Genomic DNA, 14,607 nt, shown 5'->3' with positions numbered 1-14,607 from the left:
GGCGGCTTCGGCGGTCGGCTTCGGCGGGTGGGCTGTTGGTAGAGCCGAGCCATGCTCGGCTGGGCCACCGACCAACCTGGCATTGTCTGGCTGCCACGCATTCGTTTTCGTCATTGTCTGGCCTGCCACGCATGGCGTGGCACTACCGGAGATGGCGGCTTCGGCGGTCGGCTTCGGCGGGTGGGCTGTTGGTAGAGCCGAGCCATGCTCGGCTGGGCCATCGACCAAGCTGGCATTGTCTGGCTGCCACGCATCTGTCTTCGTCATTGTCTGGCCTGCCACGCATGGCGTGGCACTACAGGAGATGGCGGCTTCGGTGGGTGGGCTGATGTCGATGCAGGCCATGCCGGCCACGGCCAACCCTGACCGCGCGGCCACGTCCGTAGATCCAGGCCACGCCTGGATAGGCCACCGACCAACCCCGACCGGCCCAGCACCCGTAGATCCAGGCCACGCCTGGATGGGCCACCGACCAACCCCGACCCGCCCAGCGACGTCCGTAGATCCAGGCCACGCCTGGATGGGCCGCCGGCCAACCCCGACCCCACCCTCCCACGGCCCCGGACCACAGCCCGCAGGCCCCGCGATGCCGGGGGCTGAATGCCGGACAACCTTACCCGCCTGAATAGGCCGTGCCAGACACCGCGTTCAGCAGAAATCCACAGCCCGCCCCCGCGCATTGCAATCCAAGCTATTGAAACTAAACAACTATCTGCAGCCCTCCCGACCCCCTCGCCACTGTCATCATTTCGCGGTACGTTAGTCGGGTGATCGGTGCCAGCGTCCCATCAACAGAACGCTGGAACTTCTTTCCCCTTTAGCAGTCCAATTCCCGGACTGCTAAGATGAGTGCTATGAGCCAGAACACCTCTACTGCCCTTGTGGCAAACAATCTCCCGATCCCCAGTGCGCTCGGTTCGCTGGACGCCTACATCGGTGCCGTGCACCAGATCCCGGTGCTGTCGGTCGATGACGAGCAGGATCTGGCCCGTCGCTTCCGCGACGAGCTGGATCTGGACGCCGCGCGCGAACTGGTCCATTCCCACCTGCGCTTCGTGGTGCACGTGGCCCGTGGCTACAACGGCTACGGCCTTGCGCTGGGCGACCTCATCCAGGAAGGCAACATCGGCCTGATGAAGGCGGTGAAGCGCTTCGACCCGGACATGGGCGTGCGCCTGGTGTCCTTCGCGGTGCATTGGATCCGTGCGGAAATGCACGAGTTCATCCTGAAGAACTGGCGCATCGTCAAGGTCGCCACCACCAAGGCGCAGCGCAAGCTGTTCTTCAATCTGCGCAAGTCCAAGACCCGCCTGGGCTGGATGAACGCGGCCGAAGTCAGCGCCGTGGCCAAGGACCTCAACGTGTCCGAGCGCGAAGTGCTCGAAATGGAATCGCGCCTGTCCGGTCGTGATATCGGTTTCGACGCGCCCAGCGACGAGGACAATGAAAACGCCCCGCCGTCGCCGGCCGCCTACCTGGTGGCCGACGCGGAAGACCCGTCCATGGCCTATGAGCGTGCCGACAGCGAAGACAACAAGCTGCAGCTGCTGCGCGAAGGCATGGCCGAACTGGATGCGCGCTCGCGCGACATCATCCGCCGTCGCTGGCTGGACGCGGACAGCAAGGTGACGCTGCAGGAGCTGGCCGACGAGTACGGCGTGTCGGCCGAACGCATCCGCCAGGTCGAAGCGAACGCACTGAAGAAGATGAAGGCGCTGTTTACTGCGTAATACGCGGTGGCAATGGTGTGAACAGAAGGCCCGGCACTGCCGGGCCTTTTCTGTTCCGGTGGCGCTGTCTCATCGCCCATCTCTCCGACACGGCAATGCCAGGCGGTTCGTCTTTCAGTGTGGCGTGACATGAGGGAATCGAGGGTGGAGGCTGCGTTCATCCACGCATGGCGTGGATCTACGGTTGGCGGGCGATGGCCTGCGAACGAGGAAGGGCCCCGCAATGCCGGACCCTTCTTCTTTTTTCGGTGCGGCGTGACATGGGGAATCGAGGCTGGAGGCTGCGTTCATCCACGCATGGCGTGGATCTACGGTTGGCGGGCGATGGCCCGAGAACGATGAAGGGCCCGGCAATGCCGGGCCCTTCTTCTTTTTTCGGTGTGGCGTGACATGCGGAATCGAGGCTGGAGGCTGCGTTCGTCCACGCATGGCGTGGATCTACGATTCCCGCGCGATCGCCCGCCAGCCGATGTCGCTGCGGTGGAATTCGTTGGCCCAGCTGACCGCCGCCACGCCGGCATACGCGTTGGCCTGGGCGGCGCCCACGCTGTCGCCCAGCGCCGCCACGCACAGCACCCGGCCGCCGGCGCTCAGCACCTGGCCCTGCGCGTCCAGCACCGTGCCCGCATGGAACACCTTGGCGCTCGCCGGCACCGCATCCAGCCCGTGGATCACATCGCCGGTGATCGGCGTTTCCGGGTAGGGCGATGCGGCCATGACCACGCCCAGCGACGGACGCGGATCCCACTGCGCGTCCACCTCGTGCAGGCGCGCATCGATGGCCGCGTCGAGCAGGTCCACCAGGTCCGACTGCAGGCGCAGCATCACCGGCTGGGTTTCCGGGTCGCCGAAGCGCACGTTGAATTCGATCACCTTCGGCGCGCCGCTGGCGTCGATCATCAGGCCCGCATACAGGAAGCCGGTGAACGGAATGCCGTCGGCGATCATGCCCTGCACGGTCGGGTTGACCACCTCGCGCATCACCCGCGCATGCACTTCTTCGGTCACCACCGGGGCCGGCGAGTACGCGCCCATGCCGCCGGTGTTCGGGCCGGTGTCGCCGTCGCCCACGCGCTTGTGGTCCTGCGAGGTGGCCATCGGCAGCGCGGTGGTGCCGTCCACCATCGAGATGAAGCTGGCTTCCTCGCCGTCCAGGAACTCCTCGATCACCACGCGCGCGCCGGCATCGCCGAACGCATTGCCGGAGAGCATGTCGCGCACCGCGTCCTCGGCCTCGGCCAGGGTCATCGCCACGATCACGCCCTTGCCGGCGGCCAGGCCGTCGGCCTTGACCACGATCGGTGCGCCCTTCTCGCGGACATACGCCAGCGCCGGCGCCACCTCGGTGTGCACCGCGTAGAAGGCGGTGGGGATGTTGTGGCGGGCCAGGAAGTCCTTGGCGTAGGCCTTGCTGCCCTCCAGCTGCGCGGCGGCGGCGGTGGGCCCGAAGATGCGGTGGCCGGCCGCGCGGAAACGATCGACCACGCCCGCCACCAGCGGCACTTCCGGGCCGACCACGGTCAGTGCGATGCCTTCGTCGGCGACCAGCGCCAGCAGGCCGTCCAGGTCGGTGACCTTGACCGGCACGTTGCGGCATTTGGCCTCGGTGGCGGTGCCGGCGTTGCCGGGCGCCACCAGGACCTCGCTCACGTTCGCGGATTGGGCGAGCTTCCAGGCCAGGGCGTGTTCACGGCCGCCGGCGCCAATGACCAGGATCTTCAATGCAGTTCTCGCGGAGGGGAGCAGGACCGCGATTTTACGCCGTGCAGGACGCGCCTGCACCGCGCCGGTGCATTACTGGCAGCCTTCGCGCTGCAGGGTATCGGGGAAGGCGTAGGTCCAGGTCTTTGGGTCCAGCGTGAAGCGATGTTCGCGCCGCACCTGCCTGCCACCGCACTCGATGCCGGTCTCCTCGATCACCAGCGGCCAGGTCCGTGCGCTGCGGTCGCTGTCGTCCATGCGCAGGGCGAAATCGAGGTTGAAGGTCCGGGTCCGGCAGTCGTCGGCCTGCTCGGCGTCATCGCAGTCGTAGGCGGCGGTGTTGTCGATGTGGCTGCGCACGCTGCCGGTGTCCACCAGCCCGTTCGGGCCGGGCAGGATCAACGCCTGCGATTGCAGCGCGTAACCCTGGCCATACCAGCCACTCTCGTTGCGGAAGCCGTAGAAATCGCTGCCGGCACGGATGATCTCCACCGTGCCCGGGCGGCCGCTGCTGCCATAGGTGCCGCCGGTGAGTTCGGCCGCCACGTCGAAGCCGTCCGCGGCCGGGCGCAGCACGTAGAAGTCGATCGTGCCGGGGTCGGCATGGCCGCCCTCGACCAGCTCGCCACACACGGCAAGCAACTGCTGCCAGCTGTCACCACTCACCACCGGCTGCTCGGCGCACACCGTCCAGTCGGTGGCGCGCGCCTGGCCGTCCTGCGTCCACGTGCCGCGCCAGCCCTCGGAAAGCCGCGCGTCCTTGCCGTAGCGTTGGGCCAGGAACGCCTGCAGGCGGGCAGTGCGGCTGACGTGCGGGGCAGCGGTGGCCGGAGCGGCCGCCGCTGCGCTGGGTGCGGTCGGCTGCGCCGGGGCAGGTGCAGCGGCCGGCTTGCAGCCGGCCAGCACTGCGCTGGCGCCGATCGCCAGCGCCAGCAGGGACTTCAATGGCATGGCAGACATCCGTGTCGCTCCTTGATTCAGTGGCGGAAGTGGCGCACGCCGGTGAACACCATGGCCAGGCCATGCTCGTCGGCGGCCGCGATCACTTCGCTGTCGCGCATCGAGCCACCCGGCTGGATCACCGCCTTGATGCCGGCCGCCGCGGCGGCATCGATGCCATCGCGGAACGGGAAGAATGCATCGGAGGCCATCACCGAGCCTTCCACCACCAGGTTCGCATCGGCGGCCTTGATGCCGGCGATGCGCGCCGAGTACACCCGGCTCATCTGGCCGGCGCCGACACCGATGGTGCGGTTGTCCTTGGCGTAGACGATGGCGTTGGACTTGACGAACTTGGCCACGTTCCAGGCGAACAGCAGGTCGGCGAACTGCTTCTCGGTCGGCGCCAGCGTGCTGACCACCTTCAGTTCGTCACGGCGCATGCCGCGGTTGTCCGAGGACTGCACCAGCAGGCCCGAGCCGATCCGCTTGGTGTCGTAGTTGTTGCGGCCATCGCCATGCGGGATGCGCAGCACGCGCACGTTGGCCTTCTTCTGCGCGTATGCCAGCGCGGCCGGCTCGAAGTCCGGGGCGATCAGCACTTCCACGAACTGGCGGTCCAGGATCACCTGCGCGGTGGCCGCATCGAGGGGCGTGTTGAAGGCGATGATGCCGCCGAACGCACTGGTCGGGTCGGTGGCGTAGGCCAGTTCGTAGGCATCGCCGTTGCCGGCACCCACGGCCACGCCGCACGGGTTGGCGTGCTTGACGATCACGCAGGCCGGCGCGTCGAACTGGCGCACGCATTCCCACGCCGCATCGGCGTCGGCCAGGTTGTTGTAGCTCAGTTCCTTGCCCTGCAGCTGCTGGAACGTGGCCAGCGTGCCCGGCACCGGGTACAGGTCGCGGTAGAACGCGCCGCTCTGGTGCGGGTTCTCGCCGTAGCGCAGGTCCATCACCTTCACGAAGCTGGAATTCATCTGCGCCGGGAATTCGGCACGCACCGGCACGGCGGTGTCGGTGGTGGTGACGGCAGACAGATAGTTGCTGATCGCCGCGTCGTACTGCGCCACGCGGTTGAACGCGGCCACCGAGAAAGCGAAGCGCCTGGCTGCCGACAGCTGGCCATCGTTGGCCTCCAGCTCGGCCAGCAGGTCGGCGTACTGCGACGGGTCGGTGGCCACCGCCACGCGCGCGAAGTTCTTCGCGGCCGAACGCAGCATCGCCGGGCCACCGATGTCGATGTTCTCCACGGCGTCCTCCAGCGTGCAGTCGGCCTTGGCCGTCACCGACTCGAACGGATACAGGTTCAGCACCAGCAGGTCGATCGCGCCGATGCCGTGTTCGGCCATCACCGCTTCATCCAGCCCGGCACGCCCGAGCAGGCCGCCATGCACCAGCGGGTGCAGGGTCTTGACCCGGCCGTCCATCATTTCCGGGAAGCCGGTGACATCGGCCACGTCCTTGACTGCCAGGCCGGCCTCGCGGATCGCCTTGGCGGTGCCGCCGGTGGACAGCAGCTCCACGTTGCGCGCCGCCAGGGCGCGGGCCAGGTCGATCAGACCGGTTTTGTCGGAGACGGACAGGAGGGCCCGGCGAACGGGCAACAGATCAGCAGTCATGGGGACAGGGCAATCGGCAGCGGAGCGGGGCCGATATTGTAGGCGGTGGGGGCCGGCGAGGGGCGCCGCCGGCCGATATTGGCCCCGGCTGGCCGCATCCGGCACTGTAACCGGCCCCCGCAAGGCTGTGGCACTGGGGTAGGCTGCGCGCTCTGCCAGGGATTTGCAGGTCAAGATCGTGTCGACAGCAACATGGAAAGTGCCGCTGCTTGCCGGCGTCGCGGCGTGGGCCAGCCTGATGGGCGCCGCGCAGGCGCAGGATGCCGCCCGCGTGGCCGATGCGCCCGTAGAGGTGGAGGTGGTGGACGTGGCAACCGCAGCGGCGTCGGCGCGGGACGCGACGGACGCCGACGCAGCGGTCGATGCCGACGGGGCGGCCCCCGAGGACCTGGAGCAGCAGGCCAACGCGGCCTACGAGGCGCAGGACTGGGCCGGGGCCCGGCGGCTGATCGACCAGGCCATCGCCGTGGACCCGCGGCAGGCCCGCCTGTATCGCCTGAAGGCGTACATCGCTGCGGCGACCGAGGACAATGCCGGGGTACTGGCCGCCGCCGCCCAGGCGCTGCAGGTCGACCCGACCGATGCCGAAAGCCTGCAGCTGCAGGGCACCGCCAAGGCCAAGGGCGAGGACACCGCGGGCGCGCTGGCCGACTACGCGGCAGCGCTCCAGGCCGGTGGCCACGCCAGCAGCCTGTTCCGCAATTACCTGTTCCTGCTCAACCAGCAGCACGACAACGCGCGCATGCTGGAGGTGTTCGCCGCCTACGAGCAGGCCTACCGCGACGACCCCGAGGGCACCGGCCAGCAGGCCGATATCCAGTTCCACGCCGCGCAGGCGTATCACCACCTGGGCCAGCCACGGCGCGCGCTGGAACTGCTGGACCAGGCCATCGCGCAGTCGCCGCAGGTGGCCGGCTACTACGGCAACCGCGCACTGGCCCAGCACGCGCTGGGCCGTTCCAGCCAGTCGCTGGCCGACGATGGCCAGGCCATGCGGCTGGCGCCGAGCGAACCGCTGTATCCCTACAACCGGGGCGTGACCCGGTTGGACATGGGGGATGCGGCCGGGGCGCTGCAGGACTTCAAGGCGGCCCTGGCGCTGGGCAAGGACGATGCCGATACCTGGCTCAACATCGGCGTGGTCGAGGAGCGGCTGGGCCGCACGCGCGAGGCGCTGGCCGCCTACGACCGTGCGCTGGCAAAGGACCCGGGCAACCCGAGGGTGCTGACCAACCGGCTGTCGCTGCAGGGCAAGGGCGGCAAGGGCGACAGCGCGGCCGTGGCGGCGCAGGCCGGTACGCTGCCGGCAGAGAACCAGGCGCAGCTGCTGTTCAACCAGGGCCAGGCGCAGAGCCGGGCAGGGCAATGGCAGGCCGCGGCGGACCTGTTCGCGCAGGCGGTACGGCGGGATCCCGGCCTGGATACCGCCTGGCTCAACCTGGGCGTGGCGCAGGCCCGGCTGGGGCAGCACCAGCGTGCGCTGGACACGTTCAACGATTACCTCCAGCGTGCCCCGCTCAAGACCATCGGCCTGCTCAACCGCGCCAACGTCCTGCACGAACTGGGCGATGATGCCGCGGCCGAGAAGGACCTGTTGCGGGCGGTGCAACTGGAGCCGGGCAACCTGGACATCCAGCAGCGCCTGGCCTTCCACTACAGCCGCACCGGGCAGACCGACACGGCGCGGCGCTACTACGCCCAGTTGGTGACGCTGCCCGGCAACCTGTCGCCGGATGCCTTCATCAACTACGCGGCCATGCTGCTGCAGCTGGGCGACAGCCGCGAGGCGGCGGTGGTGGCCGGCAACGGCGTGGCGCGCTTCCCCGACAACTACGGCCTGCGCCTCAACCAGGCCAATGCGCTGGGCGACAGCGGCCAGCATGCGTTGGCGGTGGATGCCTACCGCGCGGCGATGCGGCTGCAGCCCAAGCGCCTGGACGCGCACTTCAACCTGGGCAACCTGTACCTGCAGCAGCTCAAGCAGCCGCGCAAGGCCGTGCAGGAATACCGCACCGCGCTGACACTGCCGTCGGCGCCGGACCTGGACGCCGCCGGGCAGCGCGAGCAGCGCATGAGCATCCATCTCAACCTGGCCAGCGCGCTCACCGACAGTGGCGATGCTGCCGGCGCACGCGCCGCGCTGCAGGCCGCGATCGAGGAGTCGCCGGAGGACTACCGCCCGTGGTTCAACCGCGCCGCGATGGCCTTGTCGGCTGGCGACCCGGCGGCGGCCACGCCCGACTTCGAGGCGGCGTGGGTGCGCCTGGACGCGCTGCAACGCGCGCAGCCGTCGCGGGCGCAACCGGACCCGGAGCTGCTGGAACACGCCGGCTACCTGCTGTTCCACCTGGGCCGCACCGGCGAGGCGGCCAGCCGCATGCAGCAGCTGCTGCAGGCGCAGCCGGACAACATCGAGGCCCAGCGCAACTATGGGTTCATGCTGCTGGACCTGGGGCGGCCGCAGGACGCCAGGCAGTTGTTCGAGCAGGCCTTTACCCGCGAGCCGGACGAGGTGGACGGCTGGCTGGGCGTGTTGGCCTGCGCGATGCTGGACAGCGATCCGGCGCAGTTGGCCCGGTTGAAGCGCCAGTTCGAGCAGCGCTTCGCCAAGCGTTACGTGCTTTCCGCCGGGCTGCCGGAGCAGTTGATGCGCAGCGAGGGCTACTGGTACTCCGACCGCTTCCTGCAGCTTTGGCGGCAGTTGCTGGTGGCGGGGTGAGTCGATACCGACGTACAGCATTCCCCTGCCCCTGTGCGGGCAGGTAGATTAGCCACGGTCAGGAGGACGGTACGGCATGTCGATCTATGCATTGAAGGGGCGCTTCCAGGACCTGCTGCGCCCGGGTGTACGCGGCCTGTATCGCGCGGGCGTCACCGCCAACACCGTCACCGTGGCCGCCGCGCTGGTCTCGCTGCTGGTGGCCGCGGCCGTGTGGTGGTGGGCGCCGGCGCAGCCGCTGCTGTACCTCGCACTGCCGCTGTGGATGCTGTTGCGCATGGCGCTCAACGCCGTGGATGGCATGCTCGCGCGCGAATTCGGCCAGCAGTCGCGGTTGGGGGCATATCTCAATGAACTGTGCGACCTCCTCGCCGATGCCGCGCTGTATCTCAGCCTGCTCAGCGTGCCGGGGGTGAATCCGGCCGCGTTGTGGACCCTGACGTGGATGGCCGCGGTTTGCGAGTACGCTGGCGTCCTGGGGCTGATGGTGGGGGCCAGCCGGCGCTACGACGGGCCGATGGGAAAGAGCGACCGGGCGTTCGTGATCGGCCTGCTGGGCGTGCTGCTGGCGCCGGGCTGGATCGACGGCGCCGTCGTGGGCGGGATCGCGTGGGCGGCGGCGGCACTGTGCGTGCTCACCGGCTGGCGACGCGTTAAACACGGATTGGCGGAGACCGGCTGACCTGGCCGGATCCCGCTCGCTGCACAACGGAGTGACGCATGCGCGCACAGCACCACCTGCAGTTCCACAGTTTCGATGGCCAGCCATTGTTCTACCGGCATTGGGCGGGCAGCGGATCGACTGCACCCCGCCGTGCGGTGGTGCTGCTCCATCGCGGCCATGAACACTCCGGCCGGGTGGCCCACCTGGTCGACGAACTGGACCTGCCCGACACCGAGGTGTTCGCCTGGGATGCACGCGGCAATGGCCAATCGCCGGGCGAGCGCGGCGACGCGCCGGGCTTCGAGGCGCTGGTGCGCGACCTGGACAGCTTCATCGCGCACATCGGCCAGCAGCATGGCATCGCCGTGCAGGACATCGCGATCATCGCCCAGAGCGTGGGCGCGGTGGTTGCCGCGACCTGGGTGCACGACTATGCGCCCGCGCTGCGCGCACTGGTGCTGGCCTCGCCGGCGTTCAAGGTCAAGCTGTATGTACCGCTGGCGGTGCCGGGCCTGAAGCTGATGCAGATGCTGCGCGGCAACTTCTTCGTCAACAGCTACGTCAAGCCGCAATGGCTCACCCACGACCCGGAGCGGGTGGAAAGCTACCGCACCGATCCGCTGATCACCCGGCCGATCTCGGTGCGCGTGCTGCTCGGCCTGTACGAGGCCGCCGAACGGGTGGTGGGCGATGCGCAGGCGATCACCGTGCCGACCCAGCTGCTGGTGTCCGGCTCGGACTTCGTGGTCCACCGCGCGCCGCAGGACCGTTTCTACGAGCGGCTGTCCTCGCCGGTCAAGGAACGCCACCTGCTGCCCGGTTTCTTCCACGACACCCTGGGCGAGCGTGATCGCGCGCCGGCGATCGCGGCGATCCGTCGCTTCCTCGGGGAGCGCTTCGCCCAGCCGCTGGTCCGCCCCAGCCTGCGCGATGCGCACCGTCATGGCGCCACCTTCGACGAAGCGGAGATCCTGTCCTGGCCCCCCGAGCGCAACAGCGCCAAGGATGCGTACTGGCGCTTCACCCGGGCCGGTCTGCGCTTCGGTGGCACGCTCTCCGAGGGCATCGCGCTGGGCCTGGAAAGCGGGTTCGATTCGGGCAGCACGCTGGACTACATCTACCGCGACGAGGCCCGCGGACGCGGGCCGCTGGGCCGCATGATCGACCGTAACTACCTGGACGCGATCGGCTGGCGCGGCATCCGCATCCGCCGCACGCATGTGCGCGAGCTGCTGCAACTGGCGGCCCTGCACCTGCACGGCGAAGGGCGCCCGGTGCGGGTGCTGGACGTGGCCGCCGGGCATGGCCGCTACGTGCTGGACGCGCTGGCGCACGGCGAGCAGCGCGCCGAATCCATCACCCTGCGCGATTTCAGCGCGCGCAACGTCAGCGACGGGCGCAAGCTGATCAGCGCCTTCGGCGCCGACGATATCGCCACCTTCGAGCAGGGCGATGCGTTCGACGCGGCCTCGCTGGCGGCGCTGCCGATCGCACCCACCTTGTCCACGGTCTCGGGCCTGTACGAACTGTTTGCCGACAACGATGCGGTGCTGCGCTCGCTGCAGGGCATCGCCGCGGCGATGCGCGAAGGCGGCTACCTCGTCTATACCGGCCAGCCATGGCACCCGCAGCTGGAGTTCATCGCGCGCGCCCTCACCAGCCACCGCGAAGGCGCGGCCTGGGTGATGCGCCGCCGTACCCAGCAGGAGATGGACGAGCTGGTGCGCCTGGCCGGCTTCGAGAAGGTCACCCAGCGCATCGATCGCTTCGGCATCTTCACCGTGTCGCTGGCGCGGCGGGTGATGCCATGACCGAGGGCACGCGGCCATGGCGGCGTGCACTGCTCTGGCTGGCCGTGCTGGGGCCGTTCTTCTTCCTCAGCTACGGCCTGGCCAACGCCTGGGCCGGGCGCCTGCCGTACGTGCCCTCGATCGTGTTCGACTGGGAGGCGAAGATCCCGTTCCAGGCCTGGACCATCGTGCCGTACTGGTCCATCGACCTGTTCTACGTGGCCTCGTTCTTCATCTGCAGCCACCGCGCCGAGCTGGACATGCATGCGCGGCGCCTGTTCACCGCGCAGCTGCTGTCGGTGGCGTGCTTCCTGCTGTGGCCGCTGCGCTTCAGCCTGGAACGGCCGGAAACCGCCGGTGTGTTTGGCTGGCTGTTCGATGTGCTACTGGGTTTCGACAAGCCGTTCAACCAGGCGCCTTCGCTGCACATCGTGCTGCTGGTGGTGCTGTGGGTGCGTTACCAGCAGCACCTGCGTGGCTGGTGGCGCGCGGCGTTGCACGTGTGGTTCGCGTTGATCGGGCTGTCGGTGCTGACCACCTGGCAGCATCACTTCGTGGATGTCCCCACCGGCGTGGCGGTGGGCTGGCTGTGTGTCTGGGTGTGGCCGGCGCACGGCCGCTCCCCGCTGGCGCACTGGCAGTGGGCGCAGGACGGCGCGCGCTGGCGGCTGGCCGCGCTGTACGGCCTGGGCAGCGCGCTGTGCGCCTCGCTGGCGCTGACCTTCAGCGGCTGGGTGCTGTGGCTGGGCTGGCCGGCGCTGTCGCTGGCGATGGTGGCACTGGGCTACGCCGCGCTGGGCACGGCAGTGTTCCAGAAGCAGGAGGATGGGCGGCTGAGCGTGGCCGCATGCTGGTTGCTGGCGCCCTACCTGCTGGCGGCGTGGTGGAACTCGCGCTGGTGGACCCGGCACGCGCCGCAGCCGCAGCTGGTGATCGATGGGGTATGGCTGGGGCGGATGCCGGAGGCGGGCGCGACCCTGGCGATGCCGACCGTGGTGGATGTCAGCGCCGAGCTGCCGTTCCGCGCCAAGGTGCGCCATTACCGCGGCGTGCCGATGCTGGACCTGGCCACGCCCACCGCGCAGGAACTGCGCCGCGCCGCCGAGGCGATCGCGCATGGGCACCGGCGTGGCGAGGTGCTGGTGTGCTGCGCACTGGGGTATTCGCGCAGCGCCGCCGCGCTGGCCACCTGGCTGTGCCAGAGCGGGCACGCCGACAGCGCCGATGCCGCGATCAAACTGCTCCGCCTGGACTGCCCCTGGATCGTGCTGCACGAGCGCCATCGCGATGCGATCGCGCAGGCCGTGCAGCTGCCGCGTGCCACCGGGTTACCGGGGGTACGCGCGTGAGCATGGCCATGCAGGTGCATGCGATGGCCGCGCTGCTGCGCCAGGCGCGGGTGCCGGCGGTGATCTCCACCTTGCTGGCCGCTGCCGCGCTGGCGCTGCTGGTGGTGCTGCCGACGGGTGCATCCGCGGTGGCTGGTGCCGCGCTGCTGAGCCTGCTGGCAGGCGTGGGCCAGGCCTGTTTCGCCGTACGCATCGGCTTTGACCGTGCGCTGCTGGACGGGTTGCTGCAGGCGCACCCGGATGCGGCACCGGACCCGATCGACGCCGCGCTGCATGCCCTTGGCCTGCGCCAGGCGGCAGCGTCCCCGCGTGACTGGCCGCTGCGTTGGCAGGGCATGTGCCGCCTGCTGCGCGGGCAGGCGGTGTGCGTGCTGCTGCAGGCGGCCACGTTGTTGGCCGCACTCTGGCTGCGGATGGCCGCATGAACCGTACGATGGATGCAGACAAGGAGAACGCGCGACATGCTGGCTGACCTGGTGGCACGCGGTTGCAGCGGCGCGATCCGCGCGCTGACCGGCGCGCGCGCGTTGTGGCAGGGCTGTGCGCCCTCCAGCGACCATCGCGTGTATTACGGCAACCACGCCAGCCACGGCGACTTCGTGCTGATCTGGTCGGCCTTGCCGATCACCCTGCGCCGCCAGGTGCGGCCGGTGGCCGCGGCCGACTACTGGCAGCGCGATGGCCTGCGCCGCTACCTGATCCACGCCGTGTTCAACGGCGTGCTGATCGAACGCGATGCGACCAGGCGCGAGCACGATCCGATCGCCTGCCTGTGCCAGGCGGTGGACGAAGGCAATTCGTTGATCCTGTTCCCGGAAGGCACGCGCAACACCGGGGAGGGCGTGCTGCCGTTCAAGAGCGGCATCTACCACCTGGCCCGGCAACGCCCGGAGCTGGAGTTCGTGCCGGTGTGGATCGACAATCTCAAGCGGGTGATGCCCAAGGGCCGCTGGCTGCCGCTGCCACTGCTGTGCACCACCACCTTCGGCGAGCCGCTACGGTTGAAGGCCGACGAAGACAAGGACCGTTTCCTGGAGCGCGCGCGGGTCTCGCTGATGGCGCTGGATCCGCAGCCGCGCAGGCAGCGCGCATGATGCCGCTGCTGTTGTCCAGCCTGGCCAGCGACGTGGCGCAGCTGTCCACGCATGCGCAGACCCGGCTGTTGTTCGCCGGCATCGCCGCCGTGCTGGTGCTGGCCACGGTCATCGCCGAAACCCTGCGCTGGCGCGCCCGGCATGCGCCCAGCACGGTGCTGGCCAACCTGGTCTCGCGGATCCGCGCGTGGTGGGTGATGGCGGCGGTGGTGGCGCTGGCGTTCTTTTTCGGGCGCACCGGGGTGGTGCTGCTGTTCGCGGTGGTGTCGCTGTTCGCACTGCGCGAGTTCATCACGCTCACGCCCACCCGTGCCGGCGACTACTACGCCCTGCTGGCGGCGTTCTACGTGGTACTGCCGTGGCAGTACTGGCTGGTGTGGACCGACTGGTACGGCCTGTACACCTTGCTGATTCCGGTCTACGCGTTCCTGTTCCTGCCGATCCTGGCCACCATCGGCGGCGACACCACCGACTACCTGGAGCGCACGTCCAAGGTGCAGTGGGGGCTGATGATCTGCGTGTTCTGCATTTCGCACGTGCCCGCATTGCTCAACCTGCGACTTGCCGGGGTGGAGCCGGCGCGCAACCTGTTGCTGTTCGCCTTCCTGGTGATCGTGGTGCAGTCCTCGGACGTGCTGCAGTACATCTGGGGCAAGCTGATCGGCAAGCGCCTGATCGCACCGAAGCTGTCGCCGTCCAAGACGGTGGAAGGCTTCATCGGCGGCGTGCTGTCGGCCAGCGCGCTGGGCGCGGCGCTGTGGTGGCTGACCCCGTTCTCGCCGTGGCAGGCGTTCGGGATGTCGCTGGTGGTCAACCTGATGGGGTTCTGGGGCGGCCTGGTGATGTCGGCGATCAAGCGCGACCGCGGCATCAAGGACTGGGGCCACATGATCGAGGGCCATGGTGGCATGCTCGACCGGCTGGATTCGGTGTGTTTCGCCGCGCCGGTGTTCTTCCACCTGGTGCGGTATTTCTGGAGCGCGTAGGCATCGACCGCGG

Annotated in this window: 11 protein-coding genes; 8 read left to right on the top strand and 3 right to left on the bottom strand. The window is 69.0% G+C overall.

The window, feature by feature from the left end; translation table 11 throughout:
- The first annotated feature begins 854 nt into the window (after positions 1 to 854).
- Positions 855 to 1,730, top strand: a complete 876-nt coding sequence (gene rpoH / locus AC06FD_RS13410) for an RNA polymerase sigma factor RpoH (RefSeq protein WP_259210048.1) — start codon at positions 855 to 857, stop codon at positions 1,728 to 1,730.
- A gap of 438 nt (positions 1,731 to 2,168) precedes the next feature.
- Here rpoH and purD read toward each other — a convergent pair whose 3' ends face one another.
- The 3 genes from purD to purH form a co-directional block, all read right to left on the bottom strand.
- Positions 2,169 to 3,452 (bottom strand): phosphoribosylamine--glycine ligase, encoded by a 1,284-nt coding sequence (gene purD / locus AC06FD_RS13405; RefSeq protein WP_478078083.1) that lies wholly within the window; start codon positions 3,450 to 3,452, stop codon positions 2,169 to 2,171.
- Between the two features lie 72 nt (positions 3,453 to 3,524).
- Positions 3,525 to 4,391 (bottom strand): hypothetical protein, encoded by an 867-nt coding sequence (locus AC06FD_RS13400; RefSeq protein WP_478078082.1) that lies wholly within the window; start codon positions 4,389 to 4,391, stop codon positions 3,525 to 3,527.
- A 17-nt stretch (positions 4,392 to 4,408) separates the two neighbouring features.
- On the bottom strand, positions 4,409 to 5,992 hold the full coding sequence (purH, locus tag AC06FD_RS13395) for a bifunctional phosphoribosylaminoimidazolecarboxamide formyltransferase/IMP cyclohydrolase (protein ID WP_449336343.1): 1,584 nt from the start codon (positions 5,990 to 5,992) through the stop codon (positions 4,409 to 4,411).
- A gap of 178 nt (positions 5,993 to 6,170) precedes the next feature.
- Here purH and AC06FD_RS13390 point away from each other — a divergent pair, with 178 nt between their 5' ends.
- The 7 genes from AC06FD_RS13390 (at position 6,171) to AC06FD_RS13360 (ending at position 14,594) form a co-directional block, all read left to right on the top strand.
- On the top strand, positions 6,171 to 8,711 hold the full coding sequence (locus AC06FD_RS13390; RefSeq protein WP_478078081.1) for a tetratricopeptide repeat protein: 2,541 nt from the start codon (positions 6,171 to 6,173) through the stop codon (positions 8,709 to 8,711).
- Positions 8,712 to 8,787: 76 nt separating this feature from the next.
- Complete coding sequence (locus AC06FD_RS13385; protein WP_478078080.1) at positions 8,788 to 9,393, top strand: CDP-alcohol phosphatidyltransferase family protein; 606 nt, start codon at positions 8,788 to 8,790, stop codon at positions 9,391 to 9,393.
- Between the two features lie 38 nt (positions 9,394 to 9,431).
- Positions 9,432 to 11,186 (top strand): bifunctional alpha/beta hydrolase/class I SAM-dependent methyltransferase, encoded by a 1,755-nt coding sequence (locus tag AC06FD_RS13380; RefSeq protein WP_478078079.1) that lies wholly within the window; start codon positions 9,432 to 9,434, stop codon positions 11,184 to 11,186.
- On the top strand, positions 11,183 to 12,514 hold the full coding sequence (locus AC06FD_RS13375) for a phosphatase PAP2/dual specificity phosphatase family protein (protein ID WP_478078078.1): 1,332 nt from the start codon (positions 11,183 to 11,185) through the stop codon (positions 12,512 to 12,514). The genes AC06FD_RS13380 and AC06FD_RS13375 overlap by 4 nt, the downstream gene beginning before the upstream one ends.
- On the top strand, positions 12,511 to 12,939 hold the full coding sequence (locus tag AC06FD_RS13370; RefSeq protein ID WP_478078077.1) for a hypothetical protein: 429 nt from the start codon (positions 12,511 to 12,513) through the stop codon (positions 12,937 to 12,939). The genes AC06FD_RS13375 and AC06FD_RS13370 overlap by 4 nt, the downstream gene beginning before the upstream one ends.
- 36 nt (positions 12,940 to 12,975) lie before the next feature.
- Entirely contained in the window at positions 12,976 to 13,608 is a 633-nt protein-coding gene (locus tag AC06FD_RS13365; protein WP_478048405.1) for a lysophospholipid acyltransferase family protein, read from the top strand.
- The gene (locus tag AC06FD_RS13360) at positions 13,608 to 14,594 is read left to right on the top strand and encodes a phosphatidate cytidylyltransferase (RefSeq protein ID WP_478078135.1); all 987 of its coding nucleotides are present in this window, start codon (positions 13,608 to 13,610) and stop codon (positions 14,592 to 14,594) included. Before AC06FD_RS13365 ends, AC06FD_RS13360 begins: the two co-directional genes overlap by 1 nt.
- Positions 14,595 to 14,607 lie beyond the last annotated feature (13 nt).

The organism is Stenotrophomonas sp. Steno-Z1 (assembly GCF_056393175.1).
Note: the sequence above shows the minus strand (reverse complement) of the source record. Positions and strands in the feature narration are given on the sequence as shown.

What these genes read in the sequence shown, in the direction of transcription:
- AC06FD_RS13385 (WP_478078080.1), top strand. Translation starts at nt 8,788, where the DNA reads ATGTCGATCTATGCATTGAAGGGGCGCTTCCAGGACCTGCTGCGCCCG.
- AC06FD_RS13365 (WP_478048405.1), top strand. Translation starts at nt 12,976, where the DNA reads ATGCTGGCTGACCTGGTGGCACGCGGTTGCAGCGGCGCGATCCGCGCG.
- rpoH (WP_259210048.1), top strand. Translation starts at nt 855, where the DNA reads ATGAGCCAGAACACCTCTACTGCCCTTGTGGCAAACAATCTCCCGATC.
- AC06FD_RS13360 (WP_478078135.1), top strand. Translation starts at nt 13,608, where the DNA reads ATGCCGCTGCTGTTGTCCAGCCTGGCCAGCGACGTGGCGCAGCTGTCC.
- AC06FD_RS13375 (WP_478078078.1), top strand. Translation starts at nt 11,183, where the DNA reads ATGACCGAGGGCACGCGGCCATGGCGGCGTGCACTGCTCTGGCTGGCC.
- purH (WP_449336343.1), bottom strand. Translation starts at nt 5,992, where the DNA reads ATGACTGCTGATCTGTTGCCCGTTCGCCGGGCCCTCCTGTCCGTCTCC.
- AC06FD_RS13400 (WP_478078082.1), bottom strand. Translation starts at nt 4,391, where the DNA reads ATGTCTGCCATGCCATTGAAGTCCCTGCTGGCGCTGGCGATCGGCGCC.
- AC06FD_RS13380 (WP_478078079.1), top strand. Translation starts at nt 9,432, where the DNA reads ATGCGCGCACAGCACCACCTGCAGTTCCACAGTTTCGATGGCCAGCCA.